The organism is Roseovarius sp. EC-HK134 (assembly GCF_902498815.1).
GTDB classification, from domain to species: Bacteria; Pseudomonadota; Alphaproteobacteria; order Rhodobacterales; family Rhodobacteraceae; genus Roseovarius; species Roseovarius mucosus_A.
Genome location: NZ_LR701544.1, coordinates 3,023,190 through 3,047,845, shown reverse-complemented (window position 1 = coordinate 3,047,845; position 24,656 = coordinate 3,023,190). Strand labels below are relative to the sequence as shown.

General features: G+C 58.7%; 21 protein-coding genes and 1 tRNA gene. 14 read left to right on the top strand and 8 right to left on the bottom strand.

The window, feature by feature from the left end:
- The first annotated feature begins 21 nt into the window (after positions 1-21).
- From GC127_RS18570 to GC127_RS18560, 3 genes are all read left to right on the top strand, one after another.
- Entirely contained in the window at positions 22-489 is a 468-nt protein-coding gene (locus tag GC127_RS18570) for a YbaK/EbsC family protein (RefSeq protein WP_151979338.1), read from the top strand.
- A gap of 63 nt (positions 490-552) precedes the next feature.
- Positions 553-1,002 carry an RDD family protein gene (locus tag GC127_RS18565; protein WP_151979337.1) on the top strand — a complete coding sequence of 150 codons (450 nt, stop codon included), beginning with the start codon at positions 553-555 and terminating at the stop codon, positions 1,000-1,002.
- 75 nt (positions 1,003-1,077) lie between these two features.
- The gene (locus GC127_RS18560; protein ID WP_008282990.1) at positions 1,078-1,908 is read left to right on the top strand and encodes an arginyltransferase; all 831 of its coding nucleotides are present in this window, start codon (positions 1,078-1,080) and stop codon (positions 1,906-1,908) included.
- A 69-nt stretch (positions 1,909-1,977) separates the two neighbouring features.
- Here the strand turns inward: GC127_RS18560 and GC127_RS18555 are convergent, their stop codons facing one another.
- Positions 1,978-2,790, bottom strand: coding sequence for a protein-disulfide reductase DsbD domain-containing protein (locus GC127_RS18555; protein WP_037298843.1), 813 nt, complete (start codon positions 2,788-2,790; stop codon positions 1,978-1,980).
- Between the two features lie 156 nt (positions 2,791-2,946).
- Here GC127_RS18555 and GC127_RS18550 point away from each other — a divergent pair, with 156 nt between their 5' ends.
- The 6 genes from GC127_RS18550 (at position 2,947) to GC127_RS18525 (ending at position 8,486) form a co-directional block, all read left to right on the top strand.
- Positions 2,947-3,501, top strand: coding sequence for a YqgE/AlgH family protein (locus GC127_RS18550; RefSeq protein WP_151979870.1), 555 nt, complete (start codon positions 2,947-2,949; stop codon positions 3,499-3,501).
- 236 nt (positions 3,502-3,737) lie between these two features.
- Positions 3,738-4,241: a flavin reductase family protein gene (locus tag GC127_RS18545; protein ID WP_081506294.1), complete on the top strand. Its 504-nt coding sequence runs from the start codon at positions 3,738-3,740 to the stop codon at positions 4,239-4,241.
- 100 nt (positions 4,242-4,341) lie between these two features.
- Positions 4,342-5,214 carry a TIGR01459 family HAD-type hydrolase gene (locus GC127_RS18540; protein ID WP_151979336.1) on the top strand — a complete coding sequence of 291 codons (873 nt, stop codon included), beginning with the start codon at positions 4,342-4,344 and terminating at the stop codon, positions 5,212-5,214.
- A 100-nt stretch (positions 5,215-5,314) separates the two neighbouring features.
- The gene (locus GC127_RS18535; RefSeq protein ID WP_008282995.1) at positions 5,315-5,758 is read left to right on the top strand and encodes a MaoC family dehydratase; all 444 of its coding nucleotides are present in this window, start codon (positions 5,315-5,317) and stop codon (positions 5,756-5,758) included.
- Positions 5,759-5,799: 41 nt separating this feature from the next.
- Positions 5,800-6,768, top strand: coding sequence for a glycosyltransferase family 2 protein (locus tag GC127_RS18530; protein WP_151979335.1), 969 nt, complete (start codon positions 5,800-5,802; stop codon positions 6,766-6,768).
- Positions 6,769-6,965: 197 nt separating this feature from the next.
- Positions 6,966-8,486, top strand: a complete 1,521-nt coding sequence (locus GC127_RS18525) for a DEAD/DEAH box helicase (protein WP_151979334.1) — start codon at positions 6,966-6,968, stop codon at positions 8,484-8,486.
- A 51-nt stretch (positions 8,487-8,537) separates the two neighbouring features.
- Here GC127_RS18525 and GC127_RS18520 read toward each other — a convergent pair whose 3' ends face one another.
- The gene (locus GC127_RS18520) at positions 8,538-9,824 is read right to left on the bottom strand and encodes an ATP-binding protein (RefSeq protein WP_008282998.1); all 1,287 of its coding nucleotides are present in this window, start codon (positions 9,822-9,824) and stop codon (positions 8,538-8,540) included.
- Between the two features lie 39 nt (positions 9,825-9,863).
- Between GC127_RS18520 and GC127_RS18515 the strand changes: the two genes are divergently transcribed.
- From GC127_RS18515 to GC127_RS18505, 3 genes are all read left to right on the top strand, one after another.
- Positions 9,864-10,796: an MBL fold metallo-hydrolase gene (locus tag GC127_RS18515; protein WP_151979333.1), complete on the top strand. Its 933-nt coding sequence runs from the start codon at positions 9,864-9,866 to the stop codon at positions 10,794-10,796.
- A gap of 58 nt (positions 10,797-10,854) precedes the next feature.
- Positions 10,855-10,929, top strand: a tRNA-Asn gene (locus tag GC127_RS18510).
- 122 nt (positions 10,930-11,051) lie between these two features.
- Positions 11,052-12,902: a site-specific integrase gene (locus tag GC127_RS18505; RefSeq protein WP_151979332.1), complete on the top strand. Its 1,851-nt coding sequence runs from the start codon at positions 11,052-11,054 to the stop codon at positions 12,900-12,902.
- Positions 12,903-13,243: 341 nt separating this feature from the next.
- Here the strand turns inward: GC127_RS18505 and GC127_RS18500 are convergent, their stop codons facing one another.
- The 6 genes from GC127_RS18500 to GC127_RS18475 all read right to left on the bottom strand — a co-directional run bounded on the left by GC127_RS18500 (position 13,244) and on the right by GC127_RS18475 (position 21,865).
- A complete protein-coding gene (locus tag GC127_RS18500; RefSeq protein ID WP_217524495.1) occupies positions 13,244-14,827 on the bottom strand; it encodes an AAA family ATPase in 1,584 nt (527 codons plus the stop codon).
- A 493-nt stretch (positions 14,828-15,320) separates the two neighbouring features.
- Positions 15,321-16,472 carry a GIY-YIG nuclease family protein gene (locus GC127_RS18495; protein WP_254700185.1) on the bottom strand — a complete coding sequence of 384 codons (1,152 nt, stop codon included), beginning with the start codon at positions 16,470-16,472 and terminating at the stop codon, positions 15,321-15,323.
- Between the two features lie 25 nt (positions 16,473-16,497).
- Positions 16,498-18,543: a DEAD/DEAH box helicase gene (locus GC127_RS18490; protein ID WP_151979329.1), complete on the bottom strand. Its 2,046-nt coding sequence runs from the start codon at positions 18,541-18,543 to the stop codon at positions 16,498-16,500.
- Positions 18,543-18,842, bottom strand: a complete 300-nt coding sequence (locus GC127_RS18485; RefSeq protein ID WP_151979328.1) for a CcdB family protein — start codon at positions 18,840-18,842, stop codon at positions 18,543-18,545. The genes GC127_RS18490 and GC127_RS18485 overlap by 1 nt, the downstream gene beginning before the upstream one ends.
- Positions 18,842-19,063, bottom strand: coding sequence for a type II toxin-antitoxin system CcdA family antitoxin (locus GC127_RS18480; RefSeq protein WP_254700181.1), 222 nt, complete (start codon positions 19,061-19,063; stop codon positions 18,842-18,844). Before GC127_RS18480 ends, GC127_RS18485 begins: the two co-directional genes overlap by 1 nt.
- Positions 19,064-19,123: 60 nt before the next feature.
- Complete coding sequence (locus tag GC127_RS18475) at positions 19,124-21,865, bottom strand: DNA methyltransferase (protein WP_151979326.1); 2,742 nt, start codon at positions 21,863-21,865, stop codon at positions 19,124-19,126.
- Between the two features lie 477 nt (positions 21,866-22,342).
- Between GC127_RS18475 and GC127_RS18470 the strand changes: the two genes are divergently transcribed.
- Together GC127_RS18470 and GC127_RS18465 are read left to right on the top strand one after the other, a co-directional pair.
- Positions 22,343-22,666, top strand: coding sequence for a hypothetical protein (locus tag GC127_RS18470; RefSeq protein WP_151979325.1), 324 nt, complete (start codon positions 22,343-22,345; stop codon positions 22,664-22,666).
- 3 nt (positions 22,667-22,669) lie between these two features.
- Positions 22,670-24,190: a hypothetical protein gene (locus GC127_RS18465; RefSeq protein WP_151979324.1), complete on the top strand. Its 1,521-nt coding sequence runs from the start codon at positions 22,670-22,672 to the stop codon at positions 24,188-24,190.
- Positions 24,191-24,656: the final 466 nt, after the last annotated feature.

The window sequence follows — 24,656 nt, the reverse complement described above, 5'->3', positions numbered from 1 at the left end:
GTGAAAAAACCGGAGAAGATCATGAGCAAGAGCCTCAGACGCGTGACCGAGGCCCTGCAATTGGCAGGGCATGACATCACCCCCCAAGAGATCGGCGATGCCACAACGGCGCAAATGGCGGCTGATCTGATCGGCTGCTCCATCGGGCAAATCGCCAAATCCATCATGTTTCGCGGCGAGACGAGCGGCGCGGCGCTCCTTTTTGTCACCTCGGGGGCCAACCGCGTCTGCGATCACCGCGCCTCTACCCTTGCAGGCGAACCTCTGGGCAAGGCCGATGCCGCCCTCATCCGCGCGCAGACCGGCTTTGCCATTGGCGGCGTGGCGCCTTTGGGCCATCTCACCCCGCCGCGCGCCTTCTTTGACCCGCATCTTTTGACCTTCCCCATGGTCTGGGCCGCCGCCGGCACGCCCCGGCATCTCTTCGGCATTGACCCCGCACAGCTTTTGCAGATTTCCGGCGCCACGGTCGAGGATTTCACCGCCTGAACCCTTGCAATGCCCCGGCGCACCCCCAACCTTGAGGGCGCAACAAGGAAACTGATTGACCCCATGACCGAGACAAGCTGGCACCTGCCCAATCCCGACACCCAGCCAGAGTTTTACGCCGATGTGCCGCTCAAGCGGCTTTTGGCCTTCCTCGTCGACACGGTCGTGATCATCGGGATCAGCCTCTTGATCGTGCCGTTCACCGCCTTTACCGGGATTTTCTTCTTTCCCCTGCTCGCGGCAGTGGTGGGCTTTGCCTACCGGGTCGTAACCCTCGCGCGCGGCTCGGCCACATGGGGCATGCGCCTGACAGCCATCGAATTCCGCGATGCCAAGGGCGCGCGCTTTGACCTGTCGCAGGCTGTCTTGCACACGCTTGGCTTCACGGTTTCTTTGAGCATCCCGATCCTACAGGTCATTTCCATCGTGCTCATGCTCACCGGCGAGCGGGCGCAGGGCCTCACCGACAGGGTGATGGGATGCGTCGCGATCAACCGCCGCGCGGCCATGTAACGCCCCCATGACAAGCCTCTTGGCGGGGCGCTTTATCGTTGTTATCGTGCCGCTTAGACAGATAACGGATCAACCATGCGGCATACTCTTCCCATCGCGCCCCAGTTCTACGTGACGGCGCCACAGCCCTGCCCCTACCTTCCGGGCCGGATGGAGCGTAAGCTTTTTACCGCGCTTCAGGGCGAAGGCGCGCAGCGTTTGAATGACGGTCTGTCGAAACAGGGCTTTCGCCGCTCGCAAAACGTGCTCTATCGCCCCTCCTGCGCCGATTGTGCCGCGTGCCTCTCGGCGCGGATCAACGTGGCAGAGTTCACAGCCTCCAAAGGTCAACGCCGCACTTTGCGCCGGAACGCGGCCCTCAAGCGCCGCGCCACCTCGCCTTGGGCCACCGAAGAACAATACAGCCTTTTCCGCCGCTATCTCGAAAGCCGCCACGCCACCGGCGGCATGGCCGATATGGATACGTTCGAATTCGCCGCCATGGTCGAGGAAACCCCTATACGCACCCGCGTTGTGGAATATACCGAGGCCGAAACCGGCGCGCTGACCGCCGTCTGCCTCACCGATATTCTCGATGATGGCGTGAGCATGGTCTATTCCTTCTACGACCCCGAGCGCAGCAGCGAATCGCTAGGCACCTATGTGATCCTCGATCACGTCGCCATCGCGCGCGAAAATGGGCTTCCCTATGTCTACTTGGGCTATTGGGTGCCCGGCAGCCCCAAAATGGGGTACAAGGCCGCCTTCTCGGGTCTTGAAGTCTATGTCGGCAACCGCTGGCAGAAAATGCGTGATCCCGAGGAATTCCGCGCGCAGGCGCATCCTCTCGTCAACGATCCGATTTCCGAACAGGTCGCCAATATCTCATTGCCTGATGGCCGCCCGCTGCGCGCCCGGTCTGTCTAGGGGAAAAACCAAAAACGGGCCTGTGCCGTCCAGCACCCTTGGCCCGGTCAATAGCCCCTCAAACCCCCCTTAGCCCGCCGGACAGCCGCGAATATCAACCGCATCGCCGCTGCTCAGGATCGTGAGCCGCAGCCCGCTGCGGTCAAGCATGAAGCCGCGCCCCTCCGCATGGAAAATCTCGGCTTCAGCGCGCAAACGGTTGCCCTGCCGCACGCTCTTGGATTGTGCGACCCAAAGCGCAGGATTGGCAGTCTCGACCACCATCATCTCCTGCGCGCCCATCGCCGCCACATCGACCTCTGCCACCAGATGCACGCCACCGCCCTCTATGGGCGACACCTTGCACACCACCCGCCCCACACCGGCCTCTGCCTGCGTATAGGGCCGCGCGGCCAAGGCAGCGGCAATCTGCGGATCAGGCCGCCGCGCATCGCTATCCAAGCCCTGCGCCACCGTCAAAGACACCGGCACGCAGATATCACTGCACACGCCGATCTCCATATCCACACTCAAGGTGATCGGCTGTCCGGCACGTTCCGGCGTCAAACGCAGCGGCAACACCAACACATGCTCATACCCGATGGTGCGCATGCCATTGGTCACGGTCTGTTTGGGTGTCGGCCATTCAATCTCGACCCGCGCCAGATTGCGCGACCCGCGCCAATCGAACCGCGGTGGAATCCCCGCCTCACCGGGCGCGCGCCAATACGTTTTCCACCCCTCGGCCAGGTCGAATTTCAGCGCAGCCACATGGCTGCCATCGGCCGTTTGCCAGCCGTTCACGATGCTGACCGCGACCATATCCTCCTGCGCCCGCGCCCCCGAATGGGGCACCAGCACCGAAAGAACCGTCAGAAAAACGATGCGCCAAACCTGTATCATGCCGCTGACATGGGCCATTCCGCGCCGATTGCCAACTCACAATCCGGCGAGAATTCTTGCCAAAGGATGAAGAGATGGCTTGCACCCCCGGCCCGCTCGCCCCATTTTCATGGGTAACAAGCACAGGGACCGCCCGTGACCCGAACCAGTCAAGATATGGATCTGACAGGCAAATTGCTCATCGCCATGCCCGGCATGGGCGATCCGCGCTTTGCGCATTCGGTCGTGCTGCTCTGCGCCCATTCGCCCGATGGGGCCATGGGGCTGATCATCAACAAACCAACCAGCGATCTTCGCCTGCGCGACTTGCTTGAACAACTCTCGATTGCGCCAACCGGCCAAACCCGCAATCTGCCAGTGCATTTCGGCGGCCCGGTCGAACACGGGCGCGGATTCGTTCTGCATGATCGGGGCTATCAATCCACTCTCACATCGCTTGAGGTGAATGAGGATTTCGCAATGACCGCCACGCTCGACATTCTCGAGGATCTGGCCCGCGGCACCGGCCCGGATCGCGCCCTGCTGGCGCTTGGCTATGCCGGTTGGGGGCCGGGTCAACTCGAATCAGAACTTGCGGAAAACGGCTGGCTCACCTGTGATGCTGATATGGAACTGGTGTTCGACACCCCAAATCGCGCCAAATGGGAGGCCGCGCTCACCCGTCTTGGCATCTCACCCCTGATGCTCTCATCGGATGCTGGCCGCGCCTGACCTTGGGGCTTTGCCACTGCCCAAGCGCCCCCGCGCTCCTCTCTCAAAACCAAGGGCGGATCAACCGGCCCCCTGACACCGCAGGCCCGGCCCGAATGGTTTTTTCGGGTCTGAGGCCCAAACGGTTTGAAAGCCCACAGAACCACACTACCTACGGTCCCGGCACGGGATTTCCTTTACCCCGCCACATTTCAGGGCTACCCAATGGGTCCGCCCCCGATACAGGAGCACCACCCGTGACCTCAGACACCCTCAGCGTAGACCGCGACGCCTTCTTGGCCGCCATGCGGCAGGTCGCGGCCACTGTGACGGTTGTCACCACCGACGGGGTCTCAGGCCGCGCCGGGGCCACGGTGAGCGCCTTTTCCTCGCTCTCCGCTGATCCGCCCTCGGTGCTCATCTGCCTGCGCACCGACAGCCGCATCGCGCGCGCGGTGATAGAAAATGGCGCCTTCTGCGTCAATGTGCTGCCCGAGGATGCCGTCGAGGTGGCGCGCGCCTTTGCCGGTTCCTCACCGGAAAATCCCGCCGCGCGCTTTGACGGGCTCACGATCACCCCCCGCCCCGAAGGCCCAGTGCTGCCGCGCGCAACCGCCTTTTCCTGCCTGCTCACAGACCGGATCACCCATGGCAGCCATGCCATCTGCATCGGCACCGTCACAGCCCTCACCAATGCTGGGCAAAAACCGCTGACCTATCTCAGTGGCGATTACCACATAGTACGCCCGCACGGGCACTGAACACCCCCCGCGTCTTCTTGGTCAAAATACTCAATTCCACCGCTGGCCAAACAGCGGCCCCCCTGCCATATCTGCGCCCACCCCGGAACAGGAGCCGCCCATGACCCGCATCATCACCGCCCTCAGCGATATTTCCGACAAATATGACGCGCTCTTTGTCGATCTCTGGGGCTGTGTGCATGATGGCGTGCGCGCCCTGCCCAATGCGGTCGCAGCACTTCAGGCCTACCGCGCGGGCGGCGGCACCGTGGTGCTTGTCACAAACTCGCCCCGCGCGCGGGGCGGCGTGGAAAAACAACTCGACGGCTTTGGCGTGCCCCGCGACGCGTGGGATAGCATCGCCACCTCCGGCGACAGCGCGCGCGCCGCCATGTTTCAGGGCGTGGTGGGCGAAAAGGTCTGGTTCATCGGCCAGCCGTTCGATGACCGCTTCTTTGACCCGCTCCACCTGATTGAAAACCCCGTGCCCATCGCCCGTGTCCCTCTGGAAGAGGCCGAAGGCATCGTCTGCATCGGCCCCTTTGATCCTTTGGCCGATCCGGCCGACCTGCGCCCACAGTTTCTTTATGCCAAGCAAAAGGGGCTCAAACTGCTCTGCGCCAATCCCGATATCGTGGTGGATCGCGGCGAGGTGCGGGAATGGTGCGCAGGCGCTCTTGCCCGCCTCTATACCGAAATGGGGGGGACAAGCCTCTATTTTGGCAAACCGCATCCCCCCATCTACGACCTTGCCCGCCGCAGGCTCTTGGCGCTTGGCCGCGATGTCGAAAATGGTCGCATTCTGGCCATCGGCGACGGGGTGCATACCGATATCGACGGGGCCATGGGCGAGGATATCGATTCCCTCTTTATTTCCGGCGGCTTGGCCGCGACTGAGACCAAAACGTCGCACCAGCCCGATGAGGCCGCGCTAACCACTTATCTTTCCAAGGAAAACTCCGCACCCACCTATACGATCGGATTTTTGCGCTAAGAGAAAGCGCTTGATTTTTCTGCATCCGCAAAGTAATAAAATTCCAACATGGGCCAAAATGCAGCCCAATAATTGCGCACCAAACCTACTGGAGGGGCGAATGTTGGACAATATGCCACGCGGCACGATCTGTATCGAAGACATCGAGATGGGCATGACCCGCCATCTGCGCAAAGTCGTAACCGACCGCGATATCGAACTCTTCGCCGAGGTCTCGACCGACCGCAATCCGGTGCATCTCGATGACGATTATGCGCAAGACACCATCTTTGAGGGGCGCATCGCCCATGGCATGCTCACCGCCGGCCTCATCTCTGCTGTGATTGGCGAGCAATTGCCGGGGCATGGCACCGTCTACATGGGCCAGACCCTGAAATTCCTCGCCCCCGTGCGCCCCGGCGACATGGTCCATGCAGAGGTCGAGGTGATCGGCATCGACCACGGCAAGCGCCGCGTGCAACTCGACTGCCGTTGTCTGGTGAATGGCAAAAAGGTGTTGATCGGCGAAGCCACGGTTCTGGCCCCCTCGCGCAAGTTCGACTGACAGCTCTTGCGCGCACTGCGGCCTGACCGCATTCTGCGCCCATGAACGCAGCACCCAACTGGGGCGTGGTCGCCACGATCAAGGCCCCCACCCGCGACATCCTCACGTTTGCCGCCCATCATCTCGATCTGGGCGCTCACCGGGTTCATATCTATCTCGACGCCCCCGACCCGCAGGCCGAAGCCGCCCTGCGCGCCCATCCAAAATGCCGTGTCATCCTTTGTGACGACGACTATTGGAACCGTCGGTCACGCAAGGGACGCCCCGACAAACACCAACCGCGCCAAAGCCTCAATGCCACCCACTGCCTTAACAAACGTCCACAGGTCGATTGGCTGGCACATATCGACGTGGATGAGTTTCTCTGGTCCGAAACCCCCATCGCCGACCGTCTCGCGCGCGTCGCCCCGGACCGCCTAAGCGCCCGTGTTCGCCCCATCGAGGCATTGGACCCCGGACCTTACAAAATCGAGGCCGAACCTTACAGAGCTTACAAATCCTGCGCCCTCTCACAGGTTGACCGCCGCGCCCAGACCAACGCCATTTATCCCACCTACGGCCCCTATCTCAACGGCGGTTTCCTCAGCCACGTTGCAGGCAAGGTCTTTGTGCGGACCGGGCAACCAGATATCAGCCTCCGCATACATAATGCATTTAGAAACAAAGTGATGGACGACGAAGCTGAGGAGTTACATGAACTTCGCCTCTGTCACCATCATGCCGCCACCTGGGATCACTGGCTCGCCGCCTACCGCTATCGCCTCAGCCTGGGTTCCTACCGCGCCGAATTAAAGCCAGCCCCCCACTCCGACGGCTATGCCTTTAATATGCATGAATTTTTTCACATGCTTGAGGAAGACGGAGGGGAACCCGCCCTGCGCCACTTCTTCTCCGAGGTCTGCACCGCCACCCCAGACTTGCAAAAACGCCTTGCGTCTTACGGCCACCTTCATCACATCAATCTCGACCTTGACGCAAAGCGCGCCCGCCACTTTCCGGAACATAGCTAAGTGTTTCCAATTACTGCATAATCCCTCTCCGCACCCCTTGGATTGTTGCGCGGATTATGCGGTGCATTGACGCTGGTGACGTTCTCAGGTAAGTGCAGCGCAGCGGGGCATCCATGTGGAGAACCACAGGCCCATGAGGGGCCCGAACCCGCATCAGTCGTACGGGCCATGATTGCGTCCGTAAACCACGGATACACATGACAAAATTTTCCGATCTGAACCTGAATCCCAAGGTGTTAAAGGCCATCGAAGAGGCCGGTTACGAAACGCCCACACCCATTCAGGCCGAAGCCATCCCTCACGCGCTCGTCGGCCGCGACGTTCTCGGCATCGCCCAAACCGGCACCGGCAAAACCGCCAGCTTCACCTTGCCCATGCTCTCGCTTTTGTCACGTGGACGCGCCCGCGCCCGCATGCCACGCAGCTTGGTCCTGTGCCCCACGCGCGAACTCGCAGCCCAAGTGGCCGAGAATTTTGATACATATTCCAAACACTTAAAGCTTACAAAGGCGCTGCTCATCGGCGGCGTCAGCTTCAAGGAACAGGACAAGCTGATCGACAAGGGCGTTGATGTTCTCATCGCAACGCCAGGTCGTCTGCTCGACCATTTCGAACGCGGCAAGCTCTTGCTGACCGGCGTTCAGATCATGGTCGTGGACGAGGCTGATCGCATGCTCGACATGGGCTTTATTCCTGATATTGAACGGATTTTCAGCCTTACCCCCTTCACCCGTCAGACGCTTTTCTTCTCTGCCACCATGGCACCCGAGATTGAGCGCATCACCAATACCTTCCTGTCCAACCCCGCTCGGGTCGAGGTTGCCCGTCAGGCCACCGCCTCCGAGACGATCGAGCAAGGCGTGGTGATGTTCAAACCGTCCCGCCGTGAGAATGCCGATAGCGAAAAACGCAAGTTGCTGCGCGCACTGATTGACCGCGAAGGTGCTGCCTGTAGCAATGCCATCATTTTTTGCAATCGCAAGATTGATGTAGATGTGGTCGCTAAGTCTTTGATAAAATACGGGTATGATGCGGCACCCATTCACGGTGACTTGGACCAAAGCCAGCGCACGCGCACACTCGACGGCTTTCGCGCAGGCACGCTGCGCTTTCTGATCGCCTCTGACGTGGCCGCCCGTGGACTTGACGTGCCAGCGGTCAGCCATGTGTTTAACTTTGACGTGCCCAGCCATGCAGAAGATTACGTTCACCGCATTGGGCGCACCGGCCGGGCCGGGCGCAGCGGCAAGGCGCTGATGATCTGCAACCCGCGCGACGAAAAGAACCTTGCCGGGGTTGAATCCCTGATTCAAAAGGAAATTCCCCGGGTCGAAAGCCCCGTGACCTTCACCCCTCCGACCACAGAAACCGAACCGCCGCAGGGCAGCGAGGAGCGCCCCGCCAAACCGCGCCGCGCACGCAATGTCAGCCGCGGAAAGCCCGAAGAGCGTCCCGCCGCCAGCCACAAGGCCCCGGAAACCGTTTCCGAACAGGCAGTTGAGGCGACCCCACCGCAGGAACGCCCACAGGAACGCCGCCCCGAGCGGACGCCCGAACCCCGGCAGGACCGCAATCGCGACCGCAATGACGATAACGCCCCGCGCCACAGAGAGGGCCGCGGGCGTCAGGATCACGGTGGCGGGCCGCGTGTCATGGGTCTTGGGGATCATCTGCCCAGCTTCATCGCGCTCAGCTTTGATGAGAGGCGCACCGGGTAACCCGTTACTTTCGAAGCATTTTATCAAAAATCATTGCGCGCTGAGATGAGATCATCGCGCAATGACAATATCCGCGCACAGGCCACCTAGCCGCGCGCTCTCTCCCAATCGTAGTGTGCCACCATGCGCCCGCGCCACATCTAGCACGATGGACAAGCCCAAGCCGACCCCCATGCCGCGATTCTGGTTTCGCGCAGGTTCCAGCCGGGTGAATGGCTTGATTGCATCGTCCCTGCTGTCAGGCGGAATGCCAGGCCCGTCATCCTCAACCCTGATTCTCAATGATTTTTCGGTCATGACCACCGAAACCTCAGCCCGCGAGCCATAGCGCACCGCGTTGTTGATCAGGTTCTCGACCGCACGGCGAATATTCTCCGCCCGCAAAGCCACCGTGCCCACGCCCCGTGCCTCCACCAAAGTCACGTCATTCTGTGCACGTTGGGCATCTTCGACAATCTGTGTCACAAGCGCAATCGGATCGACCGGTTCCGGCTCGCCCTCATGCGCCCCGCGCGCAAAGGCCAGAAACCCTTCCAGCAAACGCTCCATATCGCGCACGTCGCGCAGCATGGGGGCCGCCTCTTCATCCTCCAGCATCGCAAGGCTCAATCTCAGCCGGGTCAGCGGCGTTCTCAGGTCATGGCTCACGCCCGAGAGCATCAGCGTGCGCTGCTCAATCTGCCGTTCAAGCCGCGCTCGCATGTCGAGAAAGGCATTGCCCGCAGCCCGCACCTCTAGGGCACCAGAGGCCCGATAGGGCACATGCCGCCCGCGCCCAAAGGCCTCTGCCGCCTCAGCCAGCCGGGTAATCGGCTTGAGCTGTTTGCGCATGTAGACATACGAGACAACGGTCATGAGGATGCCATAGAACGCCAGATTGAGCAGCACTTGATAGGGCCGCCGCGCGGACACCCGGCGCCGGTCAAACACAAGCTCGACCACCCCACCATCCCTATGAAAATAAAGCATAACAAACTGATTATCGGTCAGTGAAACACGCTCGAGATCCTCGAAATAGCCACGTAATTCGCGAATAACCACGCTTCCAGAAAGGTCGAACCAATCATAGTCATCGGCCTCTGGCATCTCGGATGCGGGCACCCGCCGCCGCTCGATTTCCAGCATTTCTGACACCGGGCTGCCTTCGGGTTCATCAAGCACCAAGCGCACCTCGCGCGCCACCGTCTTAACCATTTGCTGCGTGACATCGTCAAACAGCCTCTGGGCAAACACGAGCGACACCACCAAGAGCAGCGTGATCACCGGCAAAAGCAGGATCAACACGGCCCGTGCATAGAGACTTCGCGGAAGATAGGGTTTGAGCCAACGCAACGACATGGCTAAACCTAGCCGCGCGCGCAGCCATAAGGAAGAGCCATGCAAGCCGACCAAGGAAAAAGCCCCCCTGTAGGCATGGCCGAGGATGTCGGACAGGCGATCCGTCGCATTCTTGCGCCCAACCCCTCGCCCATGACGTTTTGGGGGACCAACACCTATCTTGTGGGCACGCGCCGCCTTGCGGTGATCGACCCGGGCCCCGACACCCCTGCCCATCTCGCAGCGATCCTTGCGGCCTTGGGTCCGGGCCAGAGCGTGAGCCATATTCTTGTCACGCATGCGCATCTGGATCATTCCCCTCTTGCCGCGCGCCTCTCGGCTGAAACCGGCGCACCGGTGCTGGCCTATGGCGATGCCACCGCCGGGCGCAGCGCCGTGATGCAGAGCCTCGCCGAAAGCGGGCTTATGGGCGGTGGTGAGGGCGTGGATACGGAGTTTGCCCCCGATCTGGTGCTCTGCGACGGGGAACGGATCATGGGGGATAACTGGCAGATCACCGCGCATTGGACACCGGGGCATTTCGGCAATCACATGAGCTTTGAGATCGCAGACAGCGTGCTGTCCGGCGATCTGGTGATGGGCTGGGCCAGCTCTCTGGTTTCGCCACCAGACGGCGATCTGACAGATTTTCTGCGGTCTTGCGCGCGTCTTGGCGCGCTGAAGGCGCGGCGTTTTCTGCCCGGCCACGGGGCAGTGATCGAACATCCCAAAGCCCGCGTCGACTGGCTCGTCGCGCATCGCAAAGCGCGCGAGGCGGCAATCCTCGATTCCCTCACGCGGGCACCGCTGACCCCCACCGAGATTACCAGCCACGTCTATGCCGACACCCCACAAAGCCTTCTCGCCGCGGCCCGCCGCAACGTGCTCGCGCATCTCATCGACCTGATGCAGAAATCCCAAGTCGCGCCAGTCGGCGAACTACAGGCAGACGCAAAATTCGCACGCCTCCAAACCACCTGCACCTCGTCCTAAATTTTTGTCACAAAGCCTCTGGACCTCCCCGAATCCGGTTGCTATACGGCCCTAGTGTTCCGGCGTAGCTCAGCGGTAGAGCAGTTGACTGTTAATCAATTGGTCGTAGGTTCGATCCCTACCGCCGGAGCCATTTAAACTGTAAGTGGCTAAAAACACTCACGTTTTCCCTATATGGGTGCGTGGGTGTTACATCGGGGTGTTACATCCCGACGAAGCCACCTTCGTGTCTGTTCAACCGAACGGACCTACGACATGCAGTCACTTCCCCACCTGATGAAACGCGGCAACGTCTATCAATGGCGCCGACGGTCGCGCCGACAATCCACAGGAATCGTCGATATCAAGCTCTCTCTGGGGACGACTGATCTGCGCACAGCGCTTATATTGTCCCGCAAGATGAGTGCGGAGAGCGATATCGTTATGGAAAAGTTGGTGGATCGTCAGATCACGGCGGTCGAGGCACGTAAGTGGTTGGCCAATGTGGTCCACCTTGAGCGTGCCAAGATCGAAAGGCTCCAGATGATGCGCCGTTTCGATACCAAAGACCCCGCGGATGATCTGCGCCACGATGAGGCCGTTCGATCTGTCTGGCAGCACATCGCAAAATCCGGGTTGCACGCGAAACTTCCCGAAGACGTTCCCGAACGCGACCTTCGCAAGACGAACCTTGAAATGATCCGCGCCGATCTGACTGGCGACGTCCGCGCACGGATCGTGGCACGGGATTTCCGGGAATTGACTGGACGCGAAGATGTTTCCGCTATGGAAATCGTAACGCTGATGAATCTGATGATCGAAGGCAAGGCTGCCGCCTGGAATCGTTGTGACGAAGCGCTTGCGCCCATGGGCATCATTGCTGACGAAATGTGTCAGGATGATCCCGGCCTCATGGGCGCACTGACGGATGATCCGCCCACGCCTGTATCCATTGAAGCATGTCCTGCGCCTGCGGCCATATCATTTGTTCAACCAGATCAACCCGTAAATCCTCCGGCCCTCCCCGCTCCTGTGAGCCATATTCATGCGGATGAACCAACCCTGGACCCGACGATCTCGGCCATCGTCCAGCGCATGAACGAGATCAAGCGCGCGGAAAACATCGAGGAAAAGACACTCCGCCAATACGAAAGTTTTGCCAATTTGTTCACATGCTTGACCGGCATCAGCGACATCAGAACGCTGCGACAGCATCAAGTGAAGGCCTTTCGCGCAGATCTCAGCAGAATGCCGAAAAGTTGGGGGAAGAGCCCAAATGACCGCAACGCAACACGCGATCAGATCATGAAGCGCGCCCAAGCTCTGCCAGCCGACAAGGTTGGACTGTCTGTCGGGACGATCAACCGTCATCTGGAACATTTGGGACAGATCGTAGAATGGGCATTGGACGAGGGATTTTCGCTCGATCCGCGTCTGAAGCCGACCAAAGCACGGCTTTCCGACCCTGTTCGAGATCGTGACAAGAAGCCTGCATTTACCGAAGAGCAACTCTTGAAGTTATTCAAGAGCCCCGTCTGGCAAGGCTCTGAATCAGAACACTTTCAGACCCGACCCGGCCCCACTGTTTATGAAAACGGGATCTACTGGTGCCCCTTGATCGGAGCATACACGGGCGCACGACGTGAAGAGATCGCCGGATTGGGCGTTGCCGACATCATAACTGTCGACGGCATCACCTGCTTTTCGATCGAGGACTCGGAAATCCGGCGGATCAAGAACATATCTTCAAAGCGTATTGTTCCGGTCCATTCGCGGTTGGTCCAGTTGGGTTTTCTTGGCTACGTAAAAAGACAGGCATCCCAAGGACATACAGACATCTTCCCAAGCCTGCGGGAGCCTACCAGCGGCGCACACGGCAGGAAACTCGGTCGTCGTATGCGTCAGATCGTAGATGACGTCTTCGGTCCATCTGGTGCGAGGCTGTCATTCCAAAGCCTTCGCCACTACGTTCAGAATGTGATGGAAGACGAATTGGGCATCAGCGACAAAGTGGTGCGCGACATCGTCGGGCACGAGGGCAAAGATGTTCATGAAAAGACCTATAGCAAGCACGCGCCCACCGAACGGCTTCGGGAGGCGATCAACGCGCTACCGGTGGTTTTTTGAGGCCGATACTAGTGTTCTGCACCTGACGCAAGTTTCCCAGATTGCCTCTGGAGCCCATCCGCCTTTCGGCGAAGGTGCGACCGGCAGCCAAGCGCAGGGAGCTGACGGTGCAAAACTGGAAGCTATGGTGCCCTTCAAGACACACCTGGCCCAAATCTGCCTTTCGGGATGCCAATATTCTGCACTGCAGCTGTCACAAAAGCGGCCGCTTGTGGTGTTCAAAGCAAACTCTGACGGCCACCGCGGTCCGCAGTGTTATGGGTAATCAGACACTCGTAGCGATTTCTTAGCTCGGCCGATCGGCTGAGGAGTGCTGTTGCGCCCTCGAATAAGCCATCCTTCTAGATTGAGGATATTGCACGCCATAGACCACCCAAAAGCGCGCGGGCTGCATCCAGTGCGTTAGCATTTTCTCGCAGTAGATGGCGAACAGCCAGCTCATATTGATCACGTCCGCGAAACCCGAGAGCGCCTGCGATCCGGTTCGGTGCTGCAGACCGTTTGATCCGGTAGCGCTGAACAAGCGTGATTAGGTCATTCTGCTCCTTTGCCTGAACAAGCAAGGCACGTTCTTTATCCATTAGCTCTACGACGTTCCAGCTCGGTGGAGCCGCAGTCAACGCGAGGATGTCTTTGGCGGTGGGTAGCGCCGCCATTATTTTCTCTCGTATTTGGTGCTCCACTGCTTGCGCGCACATATCGTCGGGGTTTGCAGTGAAGGCTTCCAATGCAGCCTCTTGTGCATCACTGATCATTTTATTGGTGTCGCCACCTCCAAAAGCGGCTGATCTTTGCGCCATCAAGTGGATCATATCTGGATGGTAGTAAATTGACTCAACGGCGTTTACGCTTAAGAGGTATACGCCTTCCTCGGAAAAGGCTGTCATGGCATCTGAGCTTCGTCCATCCCGGTCAATGAGACCGAATGCTTCGATCCAATGCTCTCCTCTGGCGGCTCGAACTCCACGAACAGCCTCAATAACGTGTCGACAGCTTCCCTTTGCAACCACGCTCACATCAGGCAGCAACGCGCGATACAAGTCGTGATCAAGGCTTCGAGCGCTATCACCTTCAACAAACACAATCACACGCCGGGCACCTAGAACATCGACGCGCAACTCATCTGGCAGCGTCCCGCCGGATGACAGCAAGTCGAAGTCCCACGCTTCCAGATCAGTTTGCGGAGTAGCTTGGCGGTAATCTCGCAGGAGCAAAGCCCTTGCTCCCGGATGGTCGGCCGCCAGGTCGATATCGTGTGTAGACACAACAATCGCACAGTCAGGGCGCTCAGCAAAAAGATCACGAAGCAGCGGAGCAGAGATCGAGCGATGGAGGTGACGTTCAGGTTCATCAATTAAAATTATAGATTGCGGCTCAGCAGTTAGAACGGTCGCTGCAATTAGCAAGGCTGCACGTTGTCCATCGGATAGTTGTGCTGCATCAAAGGGAGCACCTCCTCGCCGGCGGGCACGCACGCCATCGCTGAACCGACCTTCGATCTCAACGCCGAGGTTTGCGTCGCGCAGGATGCGGTTCAATGTGATAATCGGCGTTTCCTCGCCCCCCTTTTCTCTTGCCTGTTCGATATCGTTCCCGCGCACAAGATCAGCAACGCGGGCATTTGCATCTGCTTCCCTTGCAACGAGGTCGAAAAGGTATTCGAGGATTCGTTGCCCAGATGTGTGATCGACATAGCGCGCTTCTTCTTGCGCTTCTTGATGGGCTTTGTGGTCATTGCGTTTGGTGCGCTGTGCCGGGGTAATTGCGATTTGTCCGGTGCTGAACCAAATTTGGCGGTATGCTGGAACACGGACGACACTTGCGCTTCCACGCTCACGGTAAAGCTTTTGCATCAAAGAGGATTTGCCGGTGCCATTGCCGCCAAGCACAAAGGCGCGATCCCCAGTAGCCAGCGAGAGCCTCAAGGGATCAACATTCTTCGGCCCGAATGCAGAAAGCGTAACTGTGAGGAGAGGCCGCCGGACAGGGTCCGAAGATGCCTGGCTGGCCGCGTTTTCATCGTTAGTCAATGTATCATACCCTTTCTGCGCCACCGGGTCCGAGGCAACGCTTGCGCTAATCAGTGATTAGAAATCGATTACGTGCGCGCCTCAACCCTAATCGCAGAAATCCAACTAGCTTCCTTTCGAAAGCTGTAGATTGGTCATGGAATGTCCGCTTCCGCAGTGAAGCCCAAGTGCGATTGCAAGCCCTCGAACGTCCGCTCCCCGCCCTCCTTGTCGATGGACCCATCTATGCTGCAACCTGCATCTGGGTCTGCTCCGGACTGGCTGCCGTCATCTGACATTTCCAGTCGGAATACATGCCTACTTAGCTCTGCCTTCACATAGGCATCTCATTTGCACCATAAAAATGCTACCGGGAGCGACAGCCGCAGGGGCGAGATGAGGACCTATCTCAGCATTTTACGAGCGCAGCGCTTTCCGGGTCGTAGGCATAATCCTTGATCGAGCCATCCTTGATGCGCTCGACCGCTTCATCAACCACAAAAATTGGCACGAGGAACCATTCCTTCGCCGACACGGGTCGGCCGAACCTGTCGGGGATTTTGATTTCTATCTGCGCGGGCGCGAATATCTTGTGCAGCAACGCTTCCAGTTTCACGCGGTTGACGTTGAAGAGCTTGTATTCACGGAGGATTTCGACAGGAGCCATCAAAAACGTCGGCTGGAGTTGGGCGCCCGCGATACGTTTACGGACATCCAGATTGGTGACACCTATCTTGTGAACCAGTGCGCGGTGCTGTTCGACATAGGGGTGATCAGATTTGCTTCCCAGCACATAGATGATCCCGCTCGCCTCGTCGTTGTCGCTCGGTTCATCAAGAAATAGCGGCCCCGCAACGGGCTCTGTGATCCGCCGTCCGTTTTCATCGGCGTTCAGGGCCCGCTGGAGCGAACGCATCAGCATGTTGCTCTGGGTGCCATTGTCAAAAATCACCCGCAGACGCGCGTCGGTGCGTCCTTGGGCATTTGTTTCCACCTCCCCCATCTCGGCGACATAGGCCTTTTGGCCCTGCACAATAAAAAATCGCCCAGGTGCAATTTCAGATTTCGTCTCAAATGGCCGCGCAACACGAATGCCCGCGTCAATTTCGGACTGAATTTCTTCGAAGAGCGGCTTGAACTCAACAAAATCTGGGCAAACGTCCCTCTGTGCAACATCCTCCGCGGCATTCTTTTCGGCAGCCGTGCGAACGAACCGCAACTGGGTCAACTCACTCTCGACAGGGGCCAATCCGAGTTCAGCCAATAGGGCCGCATCATCCAGATCATCCAAGTCTTTTTCCGGCGCAGGGTTCGCGCGGTCAAGCAGGCCAGAAGTATCAAGCGGTGCCAAAACCGTGCGGCATTCTCCTGAACCGCGCAATTGATCAAGGCGAACAGCATAAAGCCGCTCGAAAATATCACCGCCCTCATCATGGCGGGGAAGACGGCCATGGGCCTCGACGAAGCGCTGAATCTCCTCGAACCCCGCGATGATCCGCTCCTCGCGGGGTGTGCGGCTCAACGTTCTCTTGTGTTCGACCTCGACCCCAAGCTCAGCCAAGAGCGCATCATCTTCATCCGTAAACTTAGCCATCCATCGCCTCTGCTTTCATGCGGCGAAGAAACTCCACACCTTCTGCCATGCGTTTTTCCCATGGGTCCGCCGCCGTCAACGAGGGCAACCGTCCACGCTCGTTGCGAAAAATAACAGCGCGCTTTGCGAGATCACGGGCATCCTCAGGCGACATTTTCAGCTTCTTGGCCCCGATGATCGCGGCCACTTCCTTCAGGCTGGCTTCACTCATTGTCTTGGCAAGGATCGAATAGGCCTCGCTGAACGGATTGATCCGGTCGATCAGGTCGATATCAAGATCACGCACGTCCATCGCAAAGCGCCGCACCCCATCCACAAAGGCGGTGTTAGCGCCCTCCGTCGTCTCGCCCCCGTTCAAAATGGCGGCCTTCGCCTGTTGGGTAAAGTTCAGGGCGGCCACCGCATGCTGGCGCACCGCTTCTTGGTCCTCCAGGGGCAGTTCTGGGTATTTCGCGCGCACGATCGCCCCCATCTTGACCTGGGTGAGTTCCTCAGGGACCAACTCTTCGTCGAACAACCCGCGTTCAACGGTCGTTTTGTCCTGCACGAACGCGGTGATGACCTCGTTGATGTCCTGCTGACAGATCCGTTTGGCCTCCGCTGTCGCAGGCTGCGCCAAACCTGCGATTTCGATCTGGAACGTGCCGCGCGTCTCGTTGAAACCGACATTGGCTTTGCCCGGTTGATAGCCGCCTTCCCCGTAATCAAACCCCTCTTGTGCGGTATTGGTCGGGGCCTTCAGCTTGAATTCGAACCGCGGCGTCAGCACCTGTTCCATGACCAGTGACGCTGCAATCGCCTTGAGCGTATCGTTTACCGCCTCACGCACGGCCTCATCAGAGGCATCCGGCTCTGCGATCAGGTTGGTGAAGCGCGCCCGCTCCTTACCCGCCGCGTCCCGCGTCGCGCGCCCGATGATCTGCACCACCTCCGTCAGGCTGGCGCGATACCCGACCGTCAGCGCGTGTTCGCACCAGATCCAGTCGAACCCCTCCTTGGCCATCCCCAAGGCGATGATGATGTCGACGTGGTCGCGGTTGTTCTTCTGCGCGGGGTCTTTTAGCGCGGCCGAGACCTTGTCGCGCTTGGCAGGCTCGTCATCGACAAGATCCGCGATCTTGATCACCCGACCATCCGGCAGCGTCACCAGTTGAAAGCCCGTTACCGGGTCAGCGCCGGTCCATTCGCCAAGGGTGTCAAGGATATGCTCGACCTCCTTGTGCTTGTCCTTGGTGCTTTCGCGCGAGTTCACATTGGGGATATGCACAATCGTCTTCTCGGTTGGATCCAGCACCTTGAGGATGTCATCGGCATAGGAGCCTGAGTAAAAGAAATACCCGATATCAAGATATTTCAGATACTTATACCCGTTGAGCTGCTCGTAATAGGTATAGGTGACAGGCTCGAACCTGGCCTCGTCCTCGGGCGACAGAACGGCCTCGGAATCGCCGCGGAAATACGACCCGGTCATCGCCACAATATGTGCCTTGTCCCGCGCAATCAACTGTCCCAGATGGTTTCCCAGCTTGTTGTCGGGGTTCATCGAGACATGATGGAATTCGTCAATCGCGATCAACCGGTCATCAAACGCCTCGATCCCGAACCGCTCCACCGCAAAGCGAAAGGTCGCATGGGTGCAGACCAGAACCCGGTCTTCACTGGCCAGAAACTTGCCCACCGCGCCGACCTTGCCATCATCGCCCCCCGGTGCATTACACAGGTTCCAGCGCGGCACGACCGTCCAATCAGCCCAGAATCCGAAGTCGCTGAGCCTCTCGTCGGCAAAGCTTGACCCGATGGATCTTTCCGGCACCACCACCAGCGCCTGTTTAAGTCCCTGATTGTGAAGCTTATCAAGCGCGATGAACATCAGCGCGCGTGATTTTCCGCTCGCGGGTGGCGATTTGATCAGCAGGTATTGCTCGCCCCGCTTTTCATAGGCGCGCTCTTGCATGACCCGCATGCCAAGCTCGTTCGACGAGGTCGATGTGCCATTACGCGCATACGTGACGGCGACGGTGGGAACCTTAGCCATCATCAAAACCCGTGAAACAACATGTCGAGCGCGGATGTGACCGCGTCGAAGTTTTCGGACAAATCCCCCACGGGGGCCTTCAGAATGCCGACCGGGACGGCGGCGATGTATTGCGTCATCATCAGGTAGGGCGCGCCGTCGATCTGGAACACCGGGTTCAACCGGCTGGCGGCGATGGGGGCATTGCCTTGCGGCAAGAGCGGCACCACCGTGCGCACGTTCAGCCCTTCCAGCAGGTCGTTCTGCACATCCAGCATATAGCCATCGCCCGTAGGGTTCGGGAACACGTCATATTGTGCCATCAGAACTGCCGGTAGCGTTCAAGCGGCAGCCCGTGCTTTTCCACCCACTCGTTCGAGCTTTGGATCGCGGCACGGTTTTCTTCCAGCCAGGCGGCGGCCTTCTGTTTGCGCACGGCCTCGCGCAGGCTGGCCTCGAACGTGGCCGACAGGTTGATGTTCAGGCTGCGCGCCTCGTCCAGCAGGGCGGGGTCGATGGTCAGGTTTGTGGCGCGTTTGGTCATGGGTGCCTCCTGTGGGCCGATCATGCGCATTCATAGCACACATCCGGGCTATGGCAAAGGTCAGGCGCTCACCTTGGTCGTCATCCGCGTATACATCTCGAACAGTTTTTCCAGCCGTTCGGTGTCGTTGCGGAAGCGGCGGCCGATGTAGATGCGTTCCAGAACCTCGTCGTTGTGGTCGTGTGCCGCGCGAAGGTTGGCGGGCATTTTTTCGGGGTCGTAGAGGTCGGCGATCGTGGCGGGGAAATGCGCCTCGCGGGCCAGAAGGATGCCTTCGGCCGCCGCTGTCAGGTCGGCGCGGTTCTTTTCGGTCAGTTTCGGGACGGGGAAGGTGTTCCAGCCGAGGGTGTTGGAATAGCGGTATCGGGTTTCCAGCTTTCCGCAAACCGTGGCGATCCAGACCAGATGCAGGCGAGAGGCGATCAGCGCCATGTTCCAGAGCGGGGCGTCGTAGAGGGCGAAGGCACTGTCATTGATAATAAAACGCTCGGTGAGCATTCCAATTGGCAAAAATGGGCGATTCTCGGACGTATGCCGTGGCACTATAAACGACCAATTTATTGCTTTTTCGGTGTCACGGAACTGGTGCGCTCTTGAAGCCATACTCCTTGCGCCTGCGTCCTTGCTGGCCAGTCTGTTTTTCCGGTTGGCCTCTATTCGGCTTGAAAAGAATACATCTTCGCTTGCATCCTGAAGGTCATTGTCCTCAATCCAGATGCAAAACCGGTTTGTGCCATTTATGAAATCATGGCTGCCTGCAACGGGTCTGACAATTCGCTCAGCAAGTGAACGTGACGATGTTGGAATATCCTGTTGTTCAACAAATAGATTTCCACCATCTACAGGCTTGTTACCGTAGGTCATCATATTAAGCGCTGAGATAGGGCTTCTGCTGCCTGTTACTTCAACCTTGGGCGCGGCCACCAAATAAGCATTGATGTTATCCGCTTCCTTCACGACTGACCCACCATCATCAGCCAGTGAGAACAGCTTGCGCACTGGTCCGGCGTGATTAGAAATCGCCACAATCGCCACGGTCACACCCGCATTATGACTGGCAAGGTTCGCCCATTTGAAACTCGTATGCGCAAAGGCAATCTCGTGCCCTGTCTGGAAGATCAGCGGCCAGAGGATCGGCACCTGTTGCCCCTGACAGATCGAATTGGTCGACACAAAGGCCGAAACGGTCGGCGTGTGCAGCCCGTAATCGGCGGCCTTCATGAACCAGCCCGCGACATAATCCAGCGACTTCCAGCTTTTCGTGCGCCCGCCAAAAATGCGCTGCAAATCCTCTTTCTGTTCCGTGCTTTGCCACGTTGACCCCAGATAAGGCGGGTTGCCGCAGATATAGGTCTCGCCCCCTTCATTCGCGAAGTCGATCTGCGCCTGATCCTCTGGCTTCATGAACAGGTCATCGGCCTGAAACTTCACCCCCGTCCCCGTGGGCGGGCAGACCGACAGCCAGTCCAGCCGCAGGGCGTTGCCGCAGGTGATCCAGTTCTGCGCGTCCAGCGGCAGGAAATCGCGCAGCGCCTCTTTCTGGCCGCGATAGGTCACGTCGCACTGGTATTCCGCGATGATCAGCGCCAGCCGCGCGATCTCGGCCGAGAAATCGCGCAATTCGATCCCGCGATAGTTGGTCAGGGGAATGTCGGTGCGCCGCTGCGGCTCTCCCCGGCGCTTGTTGATCTCATGTTCCAGCCCACGCATTTCCTTGTAGGCGATGACAAGGAAATTGCCCGACCCGCAGGCGGGATCGAACACGCGAATCCTGGCCATGCGCGCCCGCAGATTGGCCAGCTTGCGCGCGTTGTCGCCCGCCGCCTCCAGTTCCGTGCGCAGATCATCTAGGAAGAGCGGGTTCAGCACCTTCAGGATGTTCGGCACCGAGGTGTAGTGCATGCCCAGGACCGAGCGTTCCTCTTCATCCGCGACGGCCTGGATCATCGAGCCAAAGATGTCGGGGTTGATCTGCGTCCAGTCGAGGCTGCCGATATGGCTGAGATACCGCTGCGCGATCCTGGAAAAGCGCGGCACATCGGTGCTGCCCGAAAACAGCCCGCCGTTCACATAGGGAAAGGTGTCGGCCCAACGGGGCAGCCTGGCCTCGGCACGTTTCGGAATGGCCGTGTTCATCGCGCGGAAAATCTCGCCGATGACCTGATGCGTGTTCGACCCGTCACGGTTCGCCATCTGGTCGATGGTGGCGGTGAACAGGTTGTCGCTGACGAAGATGTCGGTGTCTTCGGCGAAGAAGCAAAAGATCAGCCGCGCCATGAAGTGGTTCATGTCGTGGCGTTTCTCGGCGCTGCCCCAGTCGGGGTTGTCCTTGATCAGTTCGACATAGAGCCGGTTGAGACGGCTGGTCGCGCGGATATCAAAGGCGCTTTCGCGGATCTGCTTGACGGTGGAGATGCCGGCGAGCGGCAGGAAGAAGCCGAAGTGATCGGGGAAATCGGTGTAGCGACAGGCGATGGTTTCGCCGGTGGTCAGATCCTCGGCCTCAAGGTCGATGCCATCGGTGGCAAGGATGAACTTTGCCTTGGCGCGCGTGGTGGCGGGGCTGTCGCGCAACGCGGCAAGCGTTGCCGCGATGTCGCCCGGCGCGCAGGTTTTCAGGTGGATGTTGTTGGTCTGCAGGACGCCGCCGATGTCGGACTTGTTCGACGCGCCGGTACGCAGGCGCTTGATGGTGGTGTCCTTGTTGCCGAAGGCCATGAGGAAGGCATAGGGGAATTCGGCCGCGTCAAACGGTTGTTCGGCGAGTTCGGAAATAGCCTGTTCGATCTCCACCGGGTTCATAGTCACGCTCCACCAAATGCTGTGCATCATGGCTAAACGCTGGCGGCGGTGGTGGCAACGCCAAGCGCACTCGCGCCCGTGGAATTCCCGTTGGCCGGCCTTCGCGAAAACTGTGAAACCGTAAAATAGGCCCCCTCGCCCTTTAGGTTCTGAAGATCAGAATATCAACAATCCCGAATTTCGAACAACTGTAGACAAACAGGCGCAATCGCAAATCGTTTTACCAAGGAACCAGTGGAAATGACGAGGGCGGAAAGTCTGGCATTTCAGATCGGCTCGAGGCGGGTCAGGAGGTTATCCACATAAAAGCAACTCGACAGCAGGATACGTGGCGATCTTGGGGGTGTATGGCCGCAGAATTCCCTTAAGTGCTGAACTAAGAAAACCGCGTGACTATTACAAGCCTGACATTCTCTGTTTTCGGCTGCCCAGTTCAATCACGTGGGCGATCCAGAACTCGAGGTGAGGAAGACCACCATGGCGACGAAAAGCAAAATCGAAACACAAACGCTGAAGATCAAAGTCCCTGTCGACACGCTGGCACGGATCGACGCCGCCCGTATCGCAGCCCGCTACAGGACACGCACGGACTACATGATCGACAGCGCCTTGTGGGGTGCCCCTGTTCATCTGAGCGAGATCGCGCAGCACATCGGCGAACTCGGCCAGATCTGCAATTCAGTTCTGATGGACGACGAGGACAGCCCCGAACATGCCCGACTGGAGGGCGACGAGGCGAAGAAGGCAGTCCGGAAAATCATCAAAACCTGCGACGCCATATCGGCTGCATTGAGGAGGTGATATATGCGCCCCTATCTTGAATGGCACGGTGATTTGGATGTGGTGTTCAACTACATCATGAGGCCCGGCTCTGAGCCCCTCGGCGGCACGATCCCCAATCTTGGAAATCGCGATCTGAAGAAGCGGCTGAGCGATCTGTCCTCCTCAATTCCGGCCCCCAAGCCATTTCTTCACATGACCCTCTCATTGCCGGCAGGATATCGCGCAACCCGGAAGGTATGGCTTCGCCTCGTCAAAGCCGCGCTTCGCGCATTGGGCATGGACCCAAACGCAATGCCTTGGTTTGCCGCCCGACACAGTGATAGCACTTGCGATCACATCCATTGCGTGACGGCCCTGCAGGAATTCTCAGGCCGCAACATCGTGGTCACGGGAAATCGCGAAAAGAGTGAAGACATCCATCGAGAGTTGTGCCGGATGACGGGTTTGCCGCAGCCTGCCTATTTTGACCCCAATGCCGGTCCGCGCCTTTTGCCGATCACGCCCTCCCGCAACCTGACAAACGAGGACAAGAAACAGCTGCATGCCGACCTCCAGCACGTCTTTCTGAACCACCAACCTGGAAATCTCGAAGAACTGAACCTCCATCTCGCGAAGCGTCCAGGCGGCTTTCAGGGCATGGTTGCAGACACCGGCCATGGGACCACGTCGATCCTCTGGCAGAACCAAAGATCGGAATTCTTTTCTGGCGAACTCGGCGATGCATGGGCGCCGCGTTTCGTCTCAGCCCGCATGCGTTTCAGTCAAGCGCTGCGTGCCCTCCGCCATGACCTCGATCTTGGCAACCTTGCCGCCCTTTTCAACACCCCATCCATGGAGAAAACCCTTGCCGAAACAATCCGCATCATCCGTGCCTGTGGAACTCCCCGAAGTGACGGAAATCATCCTGAACCAGCTTTTGCAGACCGATCAGAATGTGACATCCCTGCACCCGCTGCTGGACCTATTGTCCCGCCCAGCGGACCAGAAGGAAACCTTGGGGGAACGGCTGGAGCAACTGCTGAACGACTTGATCAAAACGCTGAGCAACTTTCAAACGGAACTGGCGACCATGAGCGCCACGCAAGAGCGACTGACGAAGGCGATCGAAACATCGGAGAAACAGTCCAAAGAGCGGCTGACTTAGTTGGGGACAAAGCTGACCGAAATGATCGTCTCGGGATTCAGGCAGATCGAGGAACATTAGGCACGGATGGAGAGGAAGCTCGCCCGGATGCTGACGATGTTGCTACTGCCACTCAACTGACCTTCGCCTCACTCTTGGCTCGCGTCGATATCGCCGCGGCAAATTGTGCGGCAGGCTGGCGGATTAAGGCAATGCGCGGTCACCGCGGAGTTGCCATTGTGTTCGCGGATCAAAGCGCGGCGAAAGTAGGCCCTGCGATAGTGAACATAGCAATCGACGGGGCAGAAGTCAGGCTTTTCGAAGCTGCCTACCAGGCCCAGATCATGATGCCACAACTTGCGGATCCAGACGAAGAAATCGAAATCGAGTCGGATCAGGACGATGGGCCCGGTTTCTGACCGGGTGCGTAATCGCATTTGCACTGGAGTTAAGCATCGGGAATTCTGGGGGAATGCGCAATGTGCCATCAGTGACGAAGGTCAGCAATGCGGGAATTCTGCCGTTCACATCATCCGCCCGCAAACCCTTCGTCGTTGGAGTCGTTGCAATAGCACCGACTTGTAGAGCGGTGACCTGCCGTCCACTGCGCTAACCACTAACGGCAGCAATGCGCAAATAGCGGCCTTTGCGAAGCCGGGAACCTTAGTCGCCCTTCAAGACACGCTCGGTCTATACCGATCATATCTGCTAGGCGCCGCAAAAGGCGGGTTCAAGCTCTTATATGTCGAACCAGTTCGTCATTATTTGCCAGAAAGCATATAGACGCTATTGAATGACCGGCGTTGCATCACCACAATGTGTGTTATGTCCATGGTCGCCATGGCGTCCGACGTGAAGCTGGACCTGTCCATGCGGATCGTGCGC